Below are 17,814 nucleotides of genomic sequence, written 5' to 3' on the forward strand. Positions count from 1 at the left end.
ATCGTTTACGTAAATTGTATAATAAGCAAAACATCCGCGAAGCAGGAACAAATGACATGATGCATAGGGGAAAATGACATGGTTACAAACGATACCAAAAAAGCGGGGAAAGCTCCCGCCCACCACTCTTCCATCGAGGAGCATTTCCATAATCAATTTCCTGTTTTCATTAACCGCTGGGAAGAAGGCTTTGATCTTAGAGAGCATGATCATGCCTATCTTGAGATTGTGTATGTCATGTCGGGTGAGGGCTATCATTATGTCGCTGACGAAGTGAACAAAACGAGCAAAGGCAGTCTGTATATCATTCCGATAGGCACTTCCCATATTTTCCGGCCAAACGGTACGGCTAACCGTCTACTCGTCTATAATCTTTGCATCCGCCCCGATTGGATCGGAGAGCTCGGCGTATGGTTATCTCAATACTGCCGGGATACCGACGTATTGCATGTTCTTGACGGTAATCCCGGGACGTATCTATTTCTCCGGGATACCCCGCTCGAGCTAGCGCCATCGTTCGAACAGCTGCACCGGGAATTTACGGAGGAGTCTTGGGGCTTCGAAACGACTGTACTTGCCGGCTTGCTTCAACTGCTGACGCGCATTTCCAGGAAACTGAAGACGCAGGATTCCACCGGCGACCAAACAACCGGCAGCACGAGACATAGCGAGTTTGTAAGCATAGTTGAGCATATTAATCGGCACATTGCCGAACCGTTAAAGATGGAGCAGTTAGCCGACCAGGCCGGCATTAGCCAGCGGCACTTCATCCGATTGTTCCGGCAGCAAACCGGGATGGGGTTCTCCGAATACGTGCAGAACAAGCGTGTGGAGCTGGCCTGCCAGCTGTTGACCGGTACCAGTCAATCGGTAGCCGATATCGCCAAGAAGGTTGGTTATCAGGATCCCGCTCATTTCCGCGAGGTATTTCGCAAGGTTATGGGCATTACTCCAAGCCAATATAGGCCTGAGGCATCCAATAAATCTTCTTTCTGAAAATAAGAATCGCCACTCCTGCGAGTGGCGATTTTTTTACTTTTGTCCGTAATCGATCATCCTCAAAATAAGGGTTACGGCTTCGGCACGACTGGTTGAGGCAGCCGGAGCAAACCGGTTATTCCCTTGTCCTTGAATGATCCCGGCTTGCACGGCTGCCGCAATATACGGCTTGGCCCAAGCCTGAATAGTCTCTGCGTCCTTAAATGGAATCGCTACGGACCCGTCTGCCGTTAATTTCAACACGCGTGTTGCGATAACGGTCATTTCTGTCCGCGTAATCGGCTGATTCGGCCGGAATGTCCCGTCATTAAAGCCTGTAACCCATCCTTCCGAAGCTGCTGTTGCGATATACGGCTTAGCCCATCCCCCAATTGAACCGTTATCCGCAAAGTTAAGCTCGGATTGAATCGCACCGGCATTCCCCTTCAAGGCGCGAACCAGCATCGCAACAAATTCCGCGCGGGTGACGGCGAGATTCGGCTTAAAGCTGCCATCCGGATAACCGGTCACAATCCCCATTGAGGCTGCGCGTTCGATAGCCGATTTGGCCCAAAAACCTTCCGGCACATCCTTAAAAGAAATGGAAGAAGGTTGAATATATACGGTAACGTTAGGCGTATATTCATTGGCCTTCAGACTTTTATCCACGGTTTTGATCCGCGTGAGCTTGATATCCGAACTCCCTGCTTCTATCGATTTGAATTTGACGGTCGCCAGATTGGAGGATCCGCTGACTCCCGCCGTGGTGCTGCCCGTCTTCGTGTAGGCAAAGGTCAACGTATCATCTTTTACAATAGGAGGCACCGCAAATCCACCGCTCAGAGCGCTGGCCGCACTAACGAACTGCCACTTCTTCGAAGAATAAGAGAGATTGATTTCATAACCGTAAAGGGCTTGCAAATGATCGCCATGAACGGTGACAACCACTTCACCGCCTGCTTGCGGGGTAGTCTTATCCGCCGTAATCGTAAAGCTTGGCGTTTCGGCTGCATAAGTATCGCTAATCGGGAAGCAAACAAAAAGCATCAGTACGGCCAGTAAGCCGGTTATCGTCCGTGACAACATGATGGACACTCATCCTTTCGGGAAACGGGAAGAAGACAGCAAGCTGCCTTCTCCCCCATTTGAACTAAATTAAGCGTTCAGGATTTTTACTGCAAGCCATACCAAATCTTCAATATCGATTTTTCCGTCGTTGTTGCGGTCATACGATTTCACGGAGTTCCAGTTCGGGTCAGTCGACTTGGCTCCGTATGCCTTAGCTACGATCGCAAGGTCGCCAACCGTGAGATTGTTATCTCCGTTCGAATCGCCGTCTATGGATGTAATCTTCGCATCCTTAAACGCCTGCAGGGCCGAGTTAAGCGCGGTAACCGCTGCTTGAATATCCGCCGTGCCCGCGTTATCGTCAATCAGCACGTTAAGCGCCGTATCGATGGCTGCCTGCAGAGCTGCTTTCGAACCAACCGGATATTGACCAACCTTCGTGCCTTCTACCGCAGCAGCATAGAAGTTTTGCGCTTCACTAATCAGCGTCTCAAGCGCGGTCCGGTCAATGACATTAATTTGCACGCCAAGCGTCGATCCGTCGAGTGACGTTTCATGCGCCTCTTCATCCGCAATCACGAGATTCGTGATGGAGATATTCGCGATTCCCGCTCCGGCGTTTCTCTTCGCCTTAAATTTCAAGGTAACCAGTTCGCCGTTCGGATTGGTCTGGGCATCGCCCAGGCGGACTCCCAGGAAACGGAGCTTGCCGGCTGCCGCATCCGGCTGTTGTCCCACAACCAGGTATTTTTCTTCATCCAACGATGCCACCGATACAAAATCCATCTTGGAAGGATCGTAGGTTACCGTTACATCCTCTGCCAGAACATTACCCGAAGATACGCCAGCGAGCCCATACTTTACGTCAAAAGCCGCACCCGAATGGATCTGGTTAGGTCCGCTTAATACTCCGGCTGCCGCGGAACTGCGAACGGCAAGCGTATTCGAAACCGATACCGCAGCGTTATTCGCATCGGTCGCCGTAATCGTCAGCGTATAAGGACTAGCTTCCGATGCGTTCTCATCCACGGTTCCCGTAATTTTCTTAGCGTCCGCGTCAAAGCTTAGACCCTCAGGGAGACCCGTCACCGTCCAAGTATACGGAGCCTTGCCGCCAGTTGCCTCCAATTCAAGGGTTTGATCGTAAGCAACGCCCGGCAAAGCGGAAGGTAAAGCGGCATTGGCCAAAGGCTTGGTAATGCCAAATGCGGTTTCCGTAACCGCCAGCGAGTCAATGCGCAGATCCGGAGCTTCAAAGACGACGTAAACCGTGTGTAAGCCCGCCGGCGCATCCGTAACGTCAACCTCTTGTTCTGCATACCCCAGCTCATTAACCGTTTGATCGGCTGCCCCATTCATCGTGTAGGTTACTTTATCCGCCACCGGGACAGGAATCGTTGCAAACGGCTCGGCTGTTAGCGAATCCGCCCGCAGCGTAATGTTCCCGCCCGCAACATTTGTCGCAACCTTCGCTGTGATTTTCATGGCGCCCGTAAAGTCCGCATTCGGAATAGCCGTCCAAGAACCGTTTCCTTTGGACATGACGGCATAATAACCGCCTACAAGCTCCTGTGCTTTCAGGTTATCAGCCGTACGCTGCTTGGAAGCTTCGCGGTAGACAACCCCATTCGAAGCAAAAGAATGATCGAATACGTTTAACCCGTCCGTTCCCTTCACGGATGCAACGGTATCGCCGGCAATTTGAATCGTAGCGGTCTGGCGAATATCCGCGGAAGAGTGGCCCGCCATAAGCGAATAAGAGCCTTTTTCCAGAACATAATCGCCTTTATTTACGTCCCAGATGGCCAGATCTTTTGGATCAACCGTCAGATTCACAATTTTGTGCTCTCCAGCGGTAAGATCAACCTTCTCGTAAGCAACCAGCTTCTTGGATGGAGCATACCCGTCATAGCTGGATTTATTGTGCTTGGCATACAGCTGAACAACTTCGGAAGTAGCAACGCTGCCTTCGTTCGTAATCTCTACCGCCACGTTAAATTTGTTGCTGCCTGCAGCGCTTGGCACGGAGAAATTGCTGTAAGTGAATTCCGAGTAACCTAGTCCATAACCGAAAGGATAAGTAACAGGTGCCGACGTATACATATAAGTCAGCTTCGTTTGAACCGGATCGGCATCAAACATATCTTTGGTGTAACGAGGATCCAGTTGGTCCAGCGACGTAATAGTCGTATTGCCTTCCGGAATATCGTACTTGTCGATATTAGGAAGAGCGGACATGTCCGCGTACCAGGTCGATGTCAATCGGCCGGTTGGCGCATAGTCGCCGTACAGCACGTCAACCAATCCTTGCGAATCGAATTCGCCGGAATAAGGCTGCGTGACGATAGCCGAGACGTTCGGATCCTTCTGGATCTCGTCGACAATAACAGGCGAATTAGCCAGAACGACAACAATCGTCTTTTTGTTCTTCGCCGCAAAAGCAGCAGCGACATTCTTCACAAGCTTATAATCGTTGGCGCCAAGGTAAAGGCTGGCACGGTCATTGCCTTCAGAAGCACTGTTGCGAGGATCGGCGCCTACAAACAACAAGGCATAGTCCTGCGTATTAGCCATAGCGGCAAGGTCGGCACCCGCTTCCTTGACAACCGTCCTTTCATATTTCACGTCATCGGCACGGGTATTAAATGCTGCCATGTTGCCAATCGTTGCGGAATCCGTGGCAATCTTCCCGTCCGAGGCTGTTTTAATGTATCTGCCGCTGAATACTCCCGTTTGGAAGCCTAAGCCGTTCGCGATCATCGAGATCGATTGGTCATTGTTGCTCTCGATACGCAGCTTCGGCGGAATCGTGCTTGTTCTTGCCTTAGCCGTCAGCGTTGCCCAGTTCGAATCCGTCAGATACAAGGTTGTATTGGACGTGTTGCTGACGCTGGAGCTGTTGGCCGACGGGGAGATCGCCCAGTAGCCGTTAGCTCTCGATTGCAGGCTGGTCGCGTTCTGGCCCCAGTCCGCTACATCGAACAGCTGCGCATCCGTAAATTGATTGTCTGCCGGCGTATAATTGGCCACCAGCTGGCTTCCCGCTCCGGCGCCTGCGGTCAGGTATTGTCCGTTCAGCTTCGATTTTAACGCAATAACTTCATTACCGGTCGCGTACTGTACATGGTCCGCTCCAATCTCATTCAAGACGGAATACAGCGGAGATTTGCTTGCATTCGCAATATTAGGCGTGTTCAGGCCGTTTTGCGCCACAATGCGGGTATCGGCATAAAGACCGCCGACAGCTGCTTTATCCGACTTGGAGAGAGGCAAGGTTACGTCCGTATTTTTCAACAACACAACGGTTTCCCTTGCTTCCTGCTTCGCAATTTCCTGATGCGCGGCAGTGTTATAGTCCGTCAGTGTCGAAGCTACGTCTTTCGCCTGATTGGCAAAAGGATAATTAATCGGCACTCCGTTTGCATCCACTTCGTTAAATACGCCGATGCGGACAAGCTGATTGATTAGCGGTCTGCCGGCATCCTGCACGTCCTGCAGCGTAATCCCGTACAGGCTTTCTTTAACGGCATTGGCTAATGTCACAACATCCGTCTTATCCGTGCCCGAAGCCCGGGTCGACTCCGAACGGGCCAATACCATCAACGCCAGGATGTGTTTCCGGTCCAGCGTATATTTGGTGTCGTATCCGTTACCCATACTGCCGCTCGCGAACGTATGATTCTCCGCATTAAAGTCCGGCGAAGAGTACATTCCGTATTTGGCAACCTTATTGCCTAACAGCATGTAAGGCGAGATCAGATTCGGGATTCCATTCGTGCGGCCGAATGCCGTCATGGCACCGGAGAGCGAGCCCGATTCCAGCGCTTTGAAGGCTGAAGTCGCATGATATTCGTAGATGCCTCTGGCACTAGCGTTGTAACTCGCTGTCTGACGGAACCACTCCGCATTGTACAAAGAGAAATGCCTTGTGCCAACGATGGCCCGCTGCCAGAAGCCGTTGTTGCTCTCATCCTGATTCGTTCCGGCAAGACCGGCGGACATACTGTCAACCATGGTTGCCGTTAGAAAAGGATCCTCGCCGTACCCCTCCGCGTAACGGCCATTCAGCGGGTTAACCCGTAAGTCCGTAATAGCGGTGAAAGCAATCGGCTTTGAAGCATTCGAGCCGTTATGAATGTTGGACGTCCCCTGCTTCACGTTCAGCTGACTGATTTTCTCGCTGCCCATTACTTGACCTACTTGGGCCGCCAGCTCCTTGTTCCAGGTCTGTCCGAGGCCTAGCAGCGATGCAAAATCGGTAGATACGCCGTAAGGATTATCCGCTGCCGCAATCCCGCCGGGAACGGTTTTCCCTTTATTCGGATTATCGTCCATGACAAAGGTATAATTATCCCGAATGCCCGTAGCGTACAAAGCGGCTCCTTCCAGGCCGATATAATCGAAATAAGTATTCACGAAGGCATTAAGATGATCGGGATTGCCGTCAAACAACGGCATGCCGTCATAAACTCCGCCGACTTGAGTCTTGAAGCTGCTCCCCTCCGCGGCGTGCGCCGTATAATACCCCGGAGAAACAACAGAAATGGACAATGCCACCGCAACGGATAATGAGGCCACACGATTGCGGAGCTTCTTGCTTCTTTGATCTGTTCCAGCCATACTCCCTCTCCTTTACTCTGCTAATAGATTCGTAAAACGCTTACAAACCATATCCTAAAGGTTTCTATCCACCCGGAGAATGGAAATAATGAACATGCCCCCTGTAAAAATCGTACATTTATGAATAATCTTTTCTTCCTTATTTCCGATCGAAAAACAAATAGAGCACCCTATGAAAATAAATTCATAAGATGCTCTTGCGTTGATCTAAACTAAATCAGCCTTTCACCGATCCCGCTGTCATTCCTTCAATAATAAAGCGCTGCAAGAAGAGATATACGACCAGCATCGGCAGCATAACCGATAAAAGATCCGCGAATACAAACTGCCATTCCGTACCGTATTGCGAGACAAAGTTATAGACCGAGAACGGCAGCGTCCATTTGCTGCTGTCGCTTATAATATAAAGCGTGTTCGCGAAATCGTTCCAGGCGTAGATCGAAATAAATACCGTTACCGTAGCGATGGAAGGCTTAAGCAGCGGAAAAACAACTCTAAAGAAGGTATAGAAACTGCCTGCCCCGTCAATCGTCGCCGCTTCGTCCAGTTCCCGCGGCAGCGTCTTCACGAATCCGCTCATGATAAAGATCGTAAGCGGCAGATACAACGCGGCCAGAAATAGAATCAGCCCGATATATTCACCCGAAATATGAAGCGACTGCATGAGCTTTATCGACGGAATCATGGAAGGCGGAGCAATCATTCCCGCGAAGAAGAAAATAAATAAGTAAGATACCCAGCGGCCCAAACGGCGCGACAGGAAAAATGCGCACATCGAGCCCGCGCCGACGGTTAAAGCAACCGTTGATACCGTAACCAGGACGCTATTTTTAAAACCGTTTAATAGTCGTCCTTCCACAAATACCGTCTTATAGTTGGACCACATCCACTTGGAAGGCAGGCTTAAATCCAGCTTTGCGGCTTCAGCCGGGCTTTTTAACGAACCCAGAACAATCAGCAAGAGCGGCAATATGATAATCAAGCTGCCCAGAATCGCTATAAACGTACGCAGTACGGCCCCGTAGTTGATCTTCATACCGCAGTCTCCCCCCTCTTCATCAGCTTAACGAGGAGAAGAGAAACAATGGTTACCGACAGGAATAATACAACGTTAGCTGCTGTACCGTACGCATATAGCCCCGCGCCAAACTGCTTGAAAATAAACGTATTCATGACTTCGGTAGCCCCGGCAGGGCCCCCTCCCGTCGTTGTGTAAATAAGCTCAAAGGTTTTCATGGAACCAATCATGCTTAGAAGAACGCTAATGGTTACCACCGGCGCCAGAATTGGCATAACGACGAAACGCAATCGTTGAAAATACGTTGTTCCGTCGATTACGGCCGCTTCAATCATGTCCTTCGAAATGCCTTGAAGACCTGCCAGATACAGAGCCATCGATGAACCTGCCCATTGCCATACGGCTACTCCGGTAATGGAATATAACGCAAGCTTGGGATCGCCGATCCAATCCTTTGCGATTGAGGATAATCCGAAAATGTCTAAAAATTGATTCAGTATGCCGTTTGGATGAAGAACAATCGTAAACATATAGCCTACAACCAAAGCACTTAAAATACACGGTAAAAAGAATACGCTCCGGAAGAAATTGCGTCCTCCGATGGTGGTGTTCATAAGAAGGGCTAGGATAACACCTAGCCCGTTTTGCAGAACCGTAACAATAACGGCGTAAATGACCGTATGCTTCATAGCCGTATACATCGGTTTTGTGCTTAACAGCTCCTTAAACTGATCAAAGCCAACGAATTTAATCGTATCCTTATACGGAGACCAGTCGGTAAGCGAGTAATAGAACCCGGATAAAGTCGGGAACACATACATAATCGAATAAATCGCAAGTGCAGGAACAATTAACCATAAGGGGTACATTCTTCTATGCAGCATAGTCCCCCACTCCTTCCTTAGGGGATTAGAAACCGGCTATACCAGCCGCCTTCGCCCCTTTATCTATGTTGGATTGCAAGCTCTTAGCAACGCCTTCGGCAGACAATTGGCCGCCGTACAGCTGTTGAAGAATGCTTTGATAATCGCCGATATCAATGATGGACAAGGCATTAAAGAATGGTACCGCTTTGCCGCTCTCCACATAAGTGTTCATATCGGAAGTTCCCGGATTGAGATCAACGCTAAGACCTGTCCAAGTCGGAATCGACTTCACCTCATTGAAATACTTCGTCAGCTCTTCCTGGCTGCTGAAGAAATTCAGGAAATCCTTGGCCGCATCCACATTTTTGGAGTTTTTAAGAACATACAGACCGTTAGGATCGGAGATTGCCGCGTAGCTGTCGCCATCCGCCGGAAGCGGGAACATACCGATTTGAGCATCCGAATATTTCTCAAGCAGCGGGCTGACAGCCCAATCGGCCTGGAAGATCATGGCGGATTTCCCGGTAGCCACTTGCTCAAGGGACATGTCATACGTTGCGGAGAACAGATCCTTATTCACATAGCCGCTCTTCTGCAAGTCGCTTTGTCTTTGAAGAACATCAACAAACTCCGGCACTTGGTCATAAGTAACCTGGCGCGCATTCAGCTTATCCATCAGATCCGGCTGCTTGTTAATGACATTCGCCATAGCGTCAAACGAGAAGATTTGCAGCGGCCAGCCTTCCTTGCCCGCTTCGTAAATCGGCGTAATTCCGGCAGCTTTGATTTTCTCGCAAGCTGCTAGGAACTCCTCGTAAGTCGTCGGAATCTCAATACCCAGATCCGAGAATACCTTTTTGTTGTACAGCACGCCGCCAACGCTTAAGCCCGTCACCGGAATCCCGTACAATTTATCTTTCGATTTAAGGAAATATTTGCTGACAGCAGGGTTAATGCGCGATACAAACTCTTCATTGCTGAGATCCAGAAGGTTTTTCTCCGGCTGAAGTTGGCTGATCGCACCTGCTTGGCTCCAGTAGAACAACAGATCAGGCGCATCCTGAGTAGCAAGGCGGGTATTCACCAAATCCTTGTAGCTATTAACCGGAGCGCTTTGGATATCCAGCTTATTTCCGGTCTGCTGTTCGTAATCGTCGAATATCATCTGCCACTTTTTCTCTTTCAACCAATCGCTTGCTACCAGAACTTTAAGAGTGACGGGCTTTTTGTCGGTCGACTGCGTAGCAGCCGGAGTTGCTCCCGCGTTAGTAGTCTCGCTCGAGTTATTTCCGTTATTTCCGTTACCTTGGCTGCATGCTGACAGCATGACGGTCAGTCCGACTAATACAACTGCCGCTCTTTTCCCCATTGCCATGATGACCCCTCCGATTTGTATAATCGTGTTATTTGCTTAGTGCTTCTTTATCTTAGAGTATTAACCCCTGCATCGGAATGGAAAAACTGTACTTGAAGCCTGTAAAATCTGAACCTTTGCATAATCTCTTTTTGACTGCATGCTATAATACCTTCACAGGAGGGGAACCTATGCAGCTCACTATTCACACTCGTTTATTCCTTAGTTTTACGCTTCTTTGTTCGATTCTTGTCGCCAGCAGCAGCTTTCTCTTCTATAGACAAACCTCTAAGGATCTAGCCATCCGCGGCGAGGAAACGAACAGACAACAGCTATACCGTTATCAGGAAGCGCTCGATAATATGATAGAAGATCTGGACCGCATCTCCGCGCAAGTGATCTATAGTTCCGATATTAAAAATTACTTATATGAGCAAAGCCAGGAAGAGTCTTCTTCCTTCCAGAGTTATGCCAAGCGTAAGAAGTACGAGGACTTACTGGCTTCCTTAAACGGTCCGTGGTTTATCGCCACTCAGATCAATCTGATTACATTAGAAGGCTTCTTTCTGACTTACGGTCAGAACATGAACAATACGGTCTCCGACCTTGAGGCTCAAATACGCGATGCCCGCTGGATTCAGGATGCCATTAAGCTGGATGGCGAAAAGCTACTTGTACCTCCTCATTCCAGCAAATGGCAGCAAACCTTGCCTTTTAACTTTTCCCTGGTGCGAAGCTTTCGATTCCCCGCTTCTCAACGCCTGCCGTCGTTGAGGTCGAACAAACCTACGAGCATCTGTCCGATGCGATGGAGATTGGCCGGAACGGGAATTCGCAAGCAAAAGTTTACGTCAAAGATGATTCAGGAAATGTGTTTTACCCCCTCGTAGAACCTGACCATGCCCAGCCCGCGCTGCCGCAGTGGACCGGAGACGTGAAAGAAATCGGTCGCGAGAACAGCAATGATACCGATATATGGAGCCAGCTTCGTTCCGACTACAGCGGTCTGACGGTTATGATAGAGCAGCCGAAAAACGAATTTATGCAGCCGATCGCCCATCTCCGCCGGATTACATGGGTCCTCGCTATTCTTGGCGAAGTCGTGTCGTTAATGATTGCGTACTTTTTGTCCGCGGGCATATCCGCACCGATCCGCTACTTACAGAAACGGTTAGAGAAACTAACCATAGACAACGTGAATACCGTACCTGTCAAGAAATTGAACAGAACCAAAGAAATCGCGGTCCTGTACTCTACCTTTGAGTCGATGAAGGAAAGTCTGAATCATTCTTTAAATGAAGTACTGCAATCGCAAAAACGCGAAAATCTTGCCCATTTGCAAGCGATGTACGCGCAGATGAACCCGCATTTTCTATTTAACACCTTAACCGCCATGGCCTCCTACGCGGAAGAATCCGGTTTTCCCGACCAGGCCAGGATTGCTCAGAAGCTTAGCGGTATGCTGCGATACGCTACAAACTCTTTATCTGAGGCCGTAACCTTGAAGCAAGAAATGCAGTACACCGTGCAATACATGGATTTGATGCAGTTCCGGTACGAGGGGCAGTTCAATTTTACCGTTCATGTTGACCCGGATCTGGAATATGAGCCCGTACCCAAGTTTCTGCTTCAGCCTCTTGTAGAGAACTCGTTCACGCATGGCTTCCAGATGGCTAGACCTCCTTGGAAAATCGAATTGTCAGCCGTGGTATCCGAGAGCTTGGATGAATGGGAGATTCGCATGAGCGATAACGGATCCGGATTTTCGGAGGAAGCTCTAAGGGAGACGCAAACGCTTATTGCAGAGCTGAATGAAGGACAGATTCGCCAATTAGAGAACTTGTCCGCGCAAGGAATCGGTAATCTGGGTATTGTCAACACCTTAACGAGATGCCGGCTTTTCTGGAACGAAAAGGTTCAATTTGAACTCCGCAATCGGCAGCAAGGGATGGAATTTACATTACGTATCAGGAGGTCAATCTAATGTTCCGTACGATTATTGTGGAGGACGAGCCCCGGATCCTGCGTTATTTGAAGGATAAAATCATGAAGCTGAATCCGGATTTTAAGGTTGTGGGCACCTATAATAACGGTGAAGATGCGTTAATTGAGCTTCATTGGACGCAGCCTCATGTCCTTATTGCGGATATCCGCATGCCCGTGATGAATGGACTGGAATTGATCTCCCAGGTTAAAAATAAGCTGCCGGATATTCAATGCGCCATTATTAGCGGATACGATGACTATGCTTATCTGCGCGAAGCGATCAAGCTGGAAATTACCGATTATCTTCTGAAACCCGCAACGGATTTAGAGATCGTCCAGCTGCTCGATAATTTGAAAAGCAAGCTGCTGCTCAATCAATCTTTGCTGGAACGAGAGGTTGGCAAGCAGCTGCTTGAAGCTTCCGCCAACGAGCAGTTGCACATTCAGTGGGATGATATTGCGCAAGAGCTTTTCTACCATGCCAATTACTTGCTTGTATATGCCTGGTCGCCATTCGGCGAAGTAACAGCAGCCTTTAAATCCAGCTGCGAAGCTCTACTCTATGATGGCGAGCGTTGTTATCCTCTTGCTTCAGGAAACAGCAATACGGCGATCTTGATGGTTGGCGTTTACTCCTGCTCTCCTGAACGGTTATCCGAATGGAAAGCTGTATTAACTTCGAGACTTAAATCCGATTCCTATGATACAGTCTCTATTTCATTATCAACAAAAGGGCTAAAACCCGTTCCGGCCTTATTAGCGGATGCCAAGAGACAAACGGTCCTGCAAAGCCGGTTTCAGCCCTATTGCTTCCTAAGCGGCGAGGAAGGACATGAGGACATACGCCGTTACTTGGATGCTTTGACTCCGGCTCTGCACCGGATGGCGCAGCATATTATCAAACAGCAAAAGCAATATTTCGTTAAGGAATTGGACCGGCTGCTCTCCCCGACTGGAGCGCATGCTCCTATTACACGAAAGGGATGGGATAATCTGCTGCTCTATCTATCGCACACGCTGCATGCCGTCACGAAGGAATCGCTTCGCACAACATTTGACTCCAAGCAAGCGATGGAATCGGAATTGACGGAAGAGGTCTGGAAGGCCAAAAGCACAGCCGAGCTCGGCAGTCACGTTATGGAGATCCTGAGCTCCTATTTCTTCAAATCCGAACTCGAGCAGCGCGCGCAAAAAGACTGGGCGGAAGATGCAAAGAAATATATATTGGCTCATTTCACGGAGAACATCTCGCTAAGCACCATCGCAGACACCTTCCAGTTAAACTCTTCGTACCTTAATCGATTATTCAAGCAAGCCTATCAAATCTCCATTCCCGATTTTCTCGTACAGATCCGGATGGAGGAAGCTTGCCGCTTCATTAAAGAAAACCCCTATGTGCTGATCAAGGAAATCGCTGAGCATGTTGGCTATTTGGATGCCTTTTACTTCAGCAAAGTGTTTAAGCAACATACGGGATACAGCCCTAGTGATTATAAGAATCTTAGTTAGACTTGCAGGAACGAATAGGCCGCCGGTAATAATTAACCGGCGGCCTTTTTATGTCTATGTTCTAATAGGCCGTCCAGCCGGCTCCGTAATTTTCTTAACCGTAACCGGTCCGATAAGTCCGCTAGGCTCCTGCTGCGCAAAGGATGACAAGAAGTCGCGTTGATCCTTCGCAAGCGTATTTGTTACTTCAATGACAAGCTTGTTTATCCCCTTCTTCAGTAAACCACTGATCTCCATGCGGTATGGAGGACAGATGCGGACGCCCGCCTGCTCGCCGTTTAACCATACCTCTGCCGTTTCGTACACTTCCCCCAATTCGAGAATAGCTTGTTCCGACGACTCACTCCATTCAAATTCCGTTTCATAACGGAATGTGCCGCTAAACCGCGGCAAATAATCCGGCCTGCTCATATTCGATAATGCCGCGAGTTGGCCCCATTGCTTGAAGCTAGGGTAATGCACGGCTTCAGCGATCGAAACGCTCCATTCTCCCGTCAATTCGAAAACCGCTTCAACGGCATACGATGGCAGCGCGGTACATGTTTCAAGATCCTTTCCGTGCAGGAGAACAACCGATTCGTACGGAGAAAGGACCAGCTGCACCGTTTTTAATTCGCCGCCCTTTCCTATTGCCTTTACCTTGCTCAACCGATTCAAGTAAGCATCATAAGCGTAGACATCGCCTTGAATCGAAACGGGCAACTCAAGCTTCGTATCCAGCGTTTGATACGGGTGTTCATTAAAGAACATCCATACATCCAGGCCTTCATGTTGATAATGATAGTTCCGCAGATACGGCTGGTACTGATCAGCCCTAATCTCATAATAACCGCTTGCCGTAAGTTCCTGCGCCAGGATGTCCAAAGCTACCCGCTTCACCTTCGGATGATTGGCAAGAGTAAATAATTCATCAGCAGCATCCAATCCCTCGCTTGTTCGTGATGGCAGTTCTTCGACAAAGAAGATCTCCAGACCTTGCTCAGCGTATTGCACTAGACTTCGAATGATCGCTGCAGGAAGAGCCTCCGCGTAAGGCACGATCAGGCATTTGTAGTCTTCTTGGTGAACAACCAGCCTATTGTCCTTTATGCTGGCTGATTCCAATAGAACATCGATAGGAAGAATATCGCAGTCGATCTGATGCTGCATCAATACCTTTGCCGGTTTATGAAAATACATCGCTTTCCCGGACCACTCTGCTTCGGCATGATACATGACAGCGGCGGTCGCTACATGTCTTCCGCCTGAAATCAAGTGACTCATCCGATTTATATAGTGGTTTAAATGCTTATAGTAGCGGTATTGCGGATTTTTTCCGTCAGCATACATATGCGGCGGACAATCCGGTTCCGGGAACGCTTTTTGCGTAAAGGCATGCGGTACAAAGTAGTTCACGCCGCGAACCAGCATATGGTCGGTCAACCACTTCATCAGCTTCAGACCTTCCGTCCAGCCATAAGCGCCGTACACTTCGCACATGGTCCTGCCTTGTTTTTTCGGGTCAATATGAGCAAGTGATACTCCTAACTTAGCTAAGCCATAATGAAAAAACTCGCTGTCTGCTTCACCCGATGTATTGCGGAAGCTCAATTCGTCGAAGCCGGGAACAATCTGCCACAACACGACATCAAGCCCCGACATGCCTTGCCCCCAGAGCGAACGGAAGAAATGCCCCGGGCCTGGCCCAAGTCTGGCATGCACATTGTTATCTTCGAGGACATGCCCGATATATTCGACTCCCCGCGCTCTGCACCAATCTCCGATCTGGCTGCAGAAGTTATCCGCATAAAGCTTGCTGACAATGTTCATATACGCGTAGCGCACAGCGTTAAATTGTGCCGACTCATCCTCCTGCCAAAGAAGATACAGCTTCTTGCGGTAGTCTCCCCCAAGTGCCTGCTCCAGCAAGCCCGGCATTGCACTGCTCCACGGAAGCGGCACTCCCTTTTTACCCGGTCTCGATTGAAAATCAAAGGTCGTTTTATCGTTATAGAATCCGGGTTCATCGGAAAAGAATCCCGCAAAGGTGCTGCCGAAATCCGCTTTATAGCGTTTATAGACGGCTTCATACACCGTATCGAGCAAAATACGGACGGAGTCCCGAACCAGCGGATTCAGGTAATCTTCTTGCGCGGCACTTCCCCCATCCTTGCTTTCCGAAATAACGAATACCCTCCAATACCCTTCCGGAATATCCCAATACAGGATGCCGTCCGTGATAAGGTCGGTTAGATCTATACACTCATTAAGTAATGAACCATCAGAAGAATCCCGGCGTACCGCTGCAACCGAAATGAGCTTATTTTTGCCTTTGGCATTCTCTAGCGTGGAAAATGTCGGCCGAAGTCCGTTCATCAACAGCGTATCCAGCAAGAGAGAGGTGCCATTTGCCGGCCCAACCGTATCGATATAACGCTCGGCCAAGAACTTGCGGTGAAGCTCTTCCGGAGCCTGCTTCACCTTGCCTGCCGCATGCCCCGTCGGAAAATGATCGTCATCCAGCAGCCATACCTTCATGCCGCGTTGCCTTGCCTCGTCCATAATGATATCCATATCCGCCCACCACTTCGGACCGAGGAAATCCGGATGCGGCCGGGCTTCAACACAGACGGCGCCGATTCCCGCTTCATGAACCCGGGCCATCTCCTCCCGGATCCTATGCTCATCTTCCCCATGCTGCCAAAGAAACGGAAGAATATAATTATGTTCCCGGCCTTCAAGCACTTCCTTAAGTCGATTACTCATGATTGCCTCCCGTGAAAGCTCTATTAAAAAATCCGCCCGTCTTGGACTCGGGTACGGGTCGATACGGGCGGATATCCATAGAGATTATTTATTTACTTTCTCGTACCATTCCCTTGCGCGCTTCGTCACTTCTTCACCGCCGGATTTGTTCCACTTATCAATAAACTCGTCAAACTTGCTGATCGGATATTCTCCGATAATAATTTTGGTTGCATACTCCGCATACAACGTGCGGTTGTTGATATCCGGGAACCCTTCGTAAATACTAGCAGGCAATCCGTCGCCAGCAATGGCTTTGGCATACTTCTGAGCTTCCTGCATGTTGCGGGTAACTTGGTCAATGGCCCATTTATTATCTTCCGATGCCGTGCTGTTAAAGAGATCGATGGTCATATCCAGTGTCGAGATGCTTGTCGCCGGATTAATAATCTGATTTTCTTGCGTGCTCTTGTCATCCGGCAGCTTGATGGCTTTGCCGTCTTGCATCGTGTAGTGCATGCCCTCCACGCCTAGGAACAAATCTTTCCAATTCTTTTTGTCATACGCGTTATTGAGCAGCTTCAGCGTAGCCATCAGTTTGTCCTGATCTTTATTGTTCTTCACGACCCATTGCGGGCTCGCGATTTTCTTCATTGTGTAGAAGCCTTTATAGCCCGGAACCTCCGGCAGAGGGAGAACGGAATATTCCGCTTTTACGCCCGTGCTCTTATACAGATTCTCGAACACCAGATTTCCTTGCTCTACCCAGTGGAAATAGTTCCCTACCCGGTTCGACTGGATTTTGCCTTCCCATTTATCCTTCGTATTAAGCAGCGATTCCTTGTCGATCAAGCCTTCCTTATACAGCTTGGCGATAAACTCCAGAGAAGCCTTCATATTTGGCGTTACCGCGGAATAAGTCAGCTGACCATCGTAAATATCCCAGTCCGGATAACCTTCAAACATCGCTACGCCGTACATGGCAAACAAATGATCCATCCAGCGGGCTTGCTCCCGGCCGCCTGTTGGGATTTCATCCTTTTGGCCGTTGCCGTTCGGATCCTTGTCGCGGAATGCTTCAAGCACCTTCACGTATTCATCTTGCGTCTTAGGCATCGACAAGCCTAGCTTATCAAGCCAATCCTGGCGAATCATGCTGCCATAACGGCCGTATTCCACCACGTTCGGGATATAATAGATTCTGCCTTGGCCGGTCGGATCGTTCGCCTTAACCACATTCCAGATTTCTTCCGGAATCGCTGACATCACATTAGGCGCGTACTTAGGAAGCAAATCCGTCAAATCCGCAATCGCGCCGTTTTTGGCAAGATTGTCTTCAATGCCCTGCTGGGGTACGAACAGATCCGGCATTTCGTTAGCTGCGATTTTCAAGTTCAGCTGGTTGAGGTAGTTCGTGCCTCCGTTCCATTCCACATACGGGTTAATGACGCCAACCCCAAGCTTTTCTTTATAAAATTCATACAGCTTGCTGCCCTTCGTAACCGGCTTATAGCCGATATTTGTACCCCATACCTCAATATCGACCGTACCGTCCGCGCTTTCCGTTTGATTCTTGCCGGAATTCGAGGATGAGTTCTTTGCGTTTCCGCTGCAGCCCGTTACGACCGTAATGGCAAGGACGCCTGCTGCCAATAATAATCCCATTTTCCTAGCTTTCATTTCTTTTCCCC

General features: G+C 49.3%; 11 protein-coding genes. 4 read left to right on the forward strand and 7 right to left on the reverse strand.

Translation table 11 applies throughout. The annotated features are described in order from the left end of the window. The first annotated feature begins 78 nt into the window (after positions 1 to 78). Positions 79 to 996 (forward strand): AraC family transcriptional regulator, encoded by a 918-nt coding sequence (locus PJDR2_RS18515; protein ID WP_015845247.1) that lies wholly within the window; start codon positions 79 to 81, stop codon positions 994 to 996. A gap of 36 nt (positions 997 to 1,032) precedes the next feature. Here the strand turns inward: PJDR2_RS18515 and PJDR2_RS18520 are convergent, their stop codons facing one another. From PJDR2_RS18520 to PJDR2_RS18540, 5 genes are all read right to left on the reverse strand, one after another. Beyond that, entirely contained in the window at positions 1,033 to 2,064 is a 1,032-nt protein-coding gene (locus PJDR2_RS18520; RefSeq protein WP_015845248.1) for an S-layer homology domain-containing protein, read from the reverse strand. 69 nt (positions 2,065 to 2,133) lie between these two features. Further along, on the reverse strand, positions 2,134 to 6,666 hold the full coding sequence (locus PJDR2_RS18525; protein WP_015845249.1) for a glycoside hydrolase family 3 C-terminal domain-containing protein: 4,533 nt from the start codon (positions 6,664 to 6,666) through the stop codon (positions 2,134 to 2,136). Positions 6,667 to 6,883: 217 nt separating this feature from the next. Beyond that, positions 6,884 to 7,702 (reverse strand): carbohydrate ABC transporter permease, encoded by an 819-nt coding sequence (locus PJDR2_RS18530; protein ID WP_015845250.1) that lies wholly within the window; start codon positions 7,700 to 7,702, stop codon positions 6,884 to 6,886. Beyond that, complete coding sequence (locus PJDR2_RS18535; RefSeq protein ID WP_015845251.1) at positions 7,699 to 8,568, reverse strand: carbohydrate ABC transporter permease; 870 nt, start codon at positions 8,566 to 8,568, stop codon at positions 7,699 to 7,701. The genes PJDR2_RS18530 and PJDR2_RS18535 overlap by 4 nt, the downstream gene beginning before the upstream one ends. Before the next feature lie 25 nt (positions 8,569 to 8,593). Continuing rightward, entirely contained in the window at positions 8,594 to 9,925 is a 1,332-nt protein-coding gene (locus PJDR2_RS18540; protein ID WP_015845252.1) for an ABC transporter substrate-binding protein, read from the reverse strand. A 170-nt stretch (positions 9,926 to 10,095) separates the two neighbouring features. Here PJDR2_RS18540 and PJDR2_RS18545 point away from each other — a divergent pair, with 170 nt between their 5' ends. From PJDR2_RS18545 to PJDR2_RS18555, 3 genes are read left to right on the forward strand one after another with little or no spacing between them, the layout of a single operon-like run. Further along, entirely contained in the window at positions 10,096 to 10,794 is a 699-nt protein-coding gene (locus PJDR2_RS18545; protein ID WP_015845253.1) for a hypothetical protein, read from the forward strand. A 44-nt stretch (positions 10,795 to 10,838) separates the two neighbouring features. Beyond that, a complete protein-coding gene (locus PJDR2_RS18550) occupies positions 10,839 to 11,888 on the forward strand; it encodes a sensor histidine kinase (RefSeq protein ID WP_041613507.1) in 1,050 nt (349 codons plus the stop codon). Then, positions 11,888 to 13,399 carry a response regulator transcription factor gene (locus PJDR2_RS18555; protein ID WP_015845255.1) on the forward strand — a complete coding sequence of 504 codons (1,512 nt, stop codon included), beginning with the start codon at positions 11,888 to 11,890 and terminating at the stop codon, positions 13,397 to 13,399. The genes PJDR2_RS18550 and PJDR2_RS18555 overlap by 1 nt, the downstream gene beginning before the upstream one ends. 54 nt (positions 13,400 to 13,453) lie before the next feature. Here PJDR2_RS18555 and PJDR2_RS18560 read toward each other — a convergent pair whose 3' ends face one another. Continuing rightward, entirely contained in the window at positions 13,454 to 16,144 is a 2,691-nt protein-coding gene (locus tag PJDR2_RS18560) for a glycosylhydrolase-like jelly roll fold domain-containing protein (protein WP_015845256.1), read from the reverse strand. 84 nt (positions 16,145 to 16,228) lie between these two features. After that, on the reverse strand, positions 16,229 to 17,803 hold the full coding sequence (locus PJDR2_RS18565; protein WP_015845257.1) for an ABC transporter substrate-binding protein: 1,575 nt from the start codon (positions 17,801 to 17,803) through the stop codon (positions 16,229 to 16,231). Positions 17,804 to 17,814: the final 11 nt, after the last annotated feature.

The organism is Paenibacillus sp. JDR-2 (assembly GCF_000023585.1).
In the GTDB taxonomy this organism is placed as follows: Bacteria; Bacillota; Bacilli; order Paenibacillales; family Paenibacillaceae; genus Pristimantibacillus.

Excerpts from the sequence above, each read along its gene's own strand:
- PJDR2_RS18540 (WP_015845252.1), bottom strand. The coding sequence starts at position 9,925 with ATGGCAATGGGGAAAAGAGCGGCAGTTGTATTAGTCGGACTGACCGTC.
- PJDR2_RS18560 (WP_015845256.1), bottom strand. The coding sequence starts at position 16,144 with ATGAGTAATCGACTTAAGGAAGTGCTTGAAGGCCGGGAACATAATTAT.
- PJDR2_RS18565 (WP_015845257.1), bottom strand. The coding sequence starts at position 17,803 with ATGAAAGCTAGGAAAATGGGATTATTATTGGCAGCAGGCGTCCTTGCC.
- PJDR2_RS18520 (WP_015845248.1), bottom strand. The coding sequence starts at position 2,064 with ATGTTGTCACGGACGATAACCGGCTTACTGGCCGTACTGATGCTTTTT.
- PJDR2_RS18525 (WP_015845249.1), bottom strand. The coding sequence starts at position 6,666 with ATGGCTGGAACAGATCAAAGAAGCAAGAAGCTCCGCAATCGTGTGGCC.
- PJDR2_RS18555 (WP_015845255.1), top strand. The coding sequence starts at position 11,888 with ATGTTCCGTACGATTATTGTGGAGGACGAGCCCCGGATCCTGCGTTAT.
- PJDR2_RS18545 (WP_015845253.1), top strand. The coding sequence starts at position 10,096 with ATGCAGCTCACTATTCACACTCGTTTATTCCTTAGTTTTACGCTTCTT.
- PJDR2_RS18515 (WP_015845247.1), top strand. The coding sequence starts at position 79 with ATGGTTACAAACGATACCAAAAAAGCGGGGAAAGCTCCCGCCCACCAC.
- PJDR2_RS18535 (WP_015845251.1), bottom strand. The coding sequence starts at position 8,568 with ATGCTGCATAGAAGAATGTACCCCTTATGGTTAATTGTTCCTGCACTT.
- PJDR2_RS18530 (WP_015845250.1), bottom strand. The coding sequence starts at position 7,702 with ATGAAGATCAACTACGGGGCCGTACTGCGTACGTTTATAGCGATTCTG.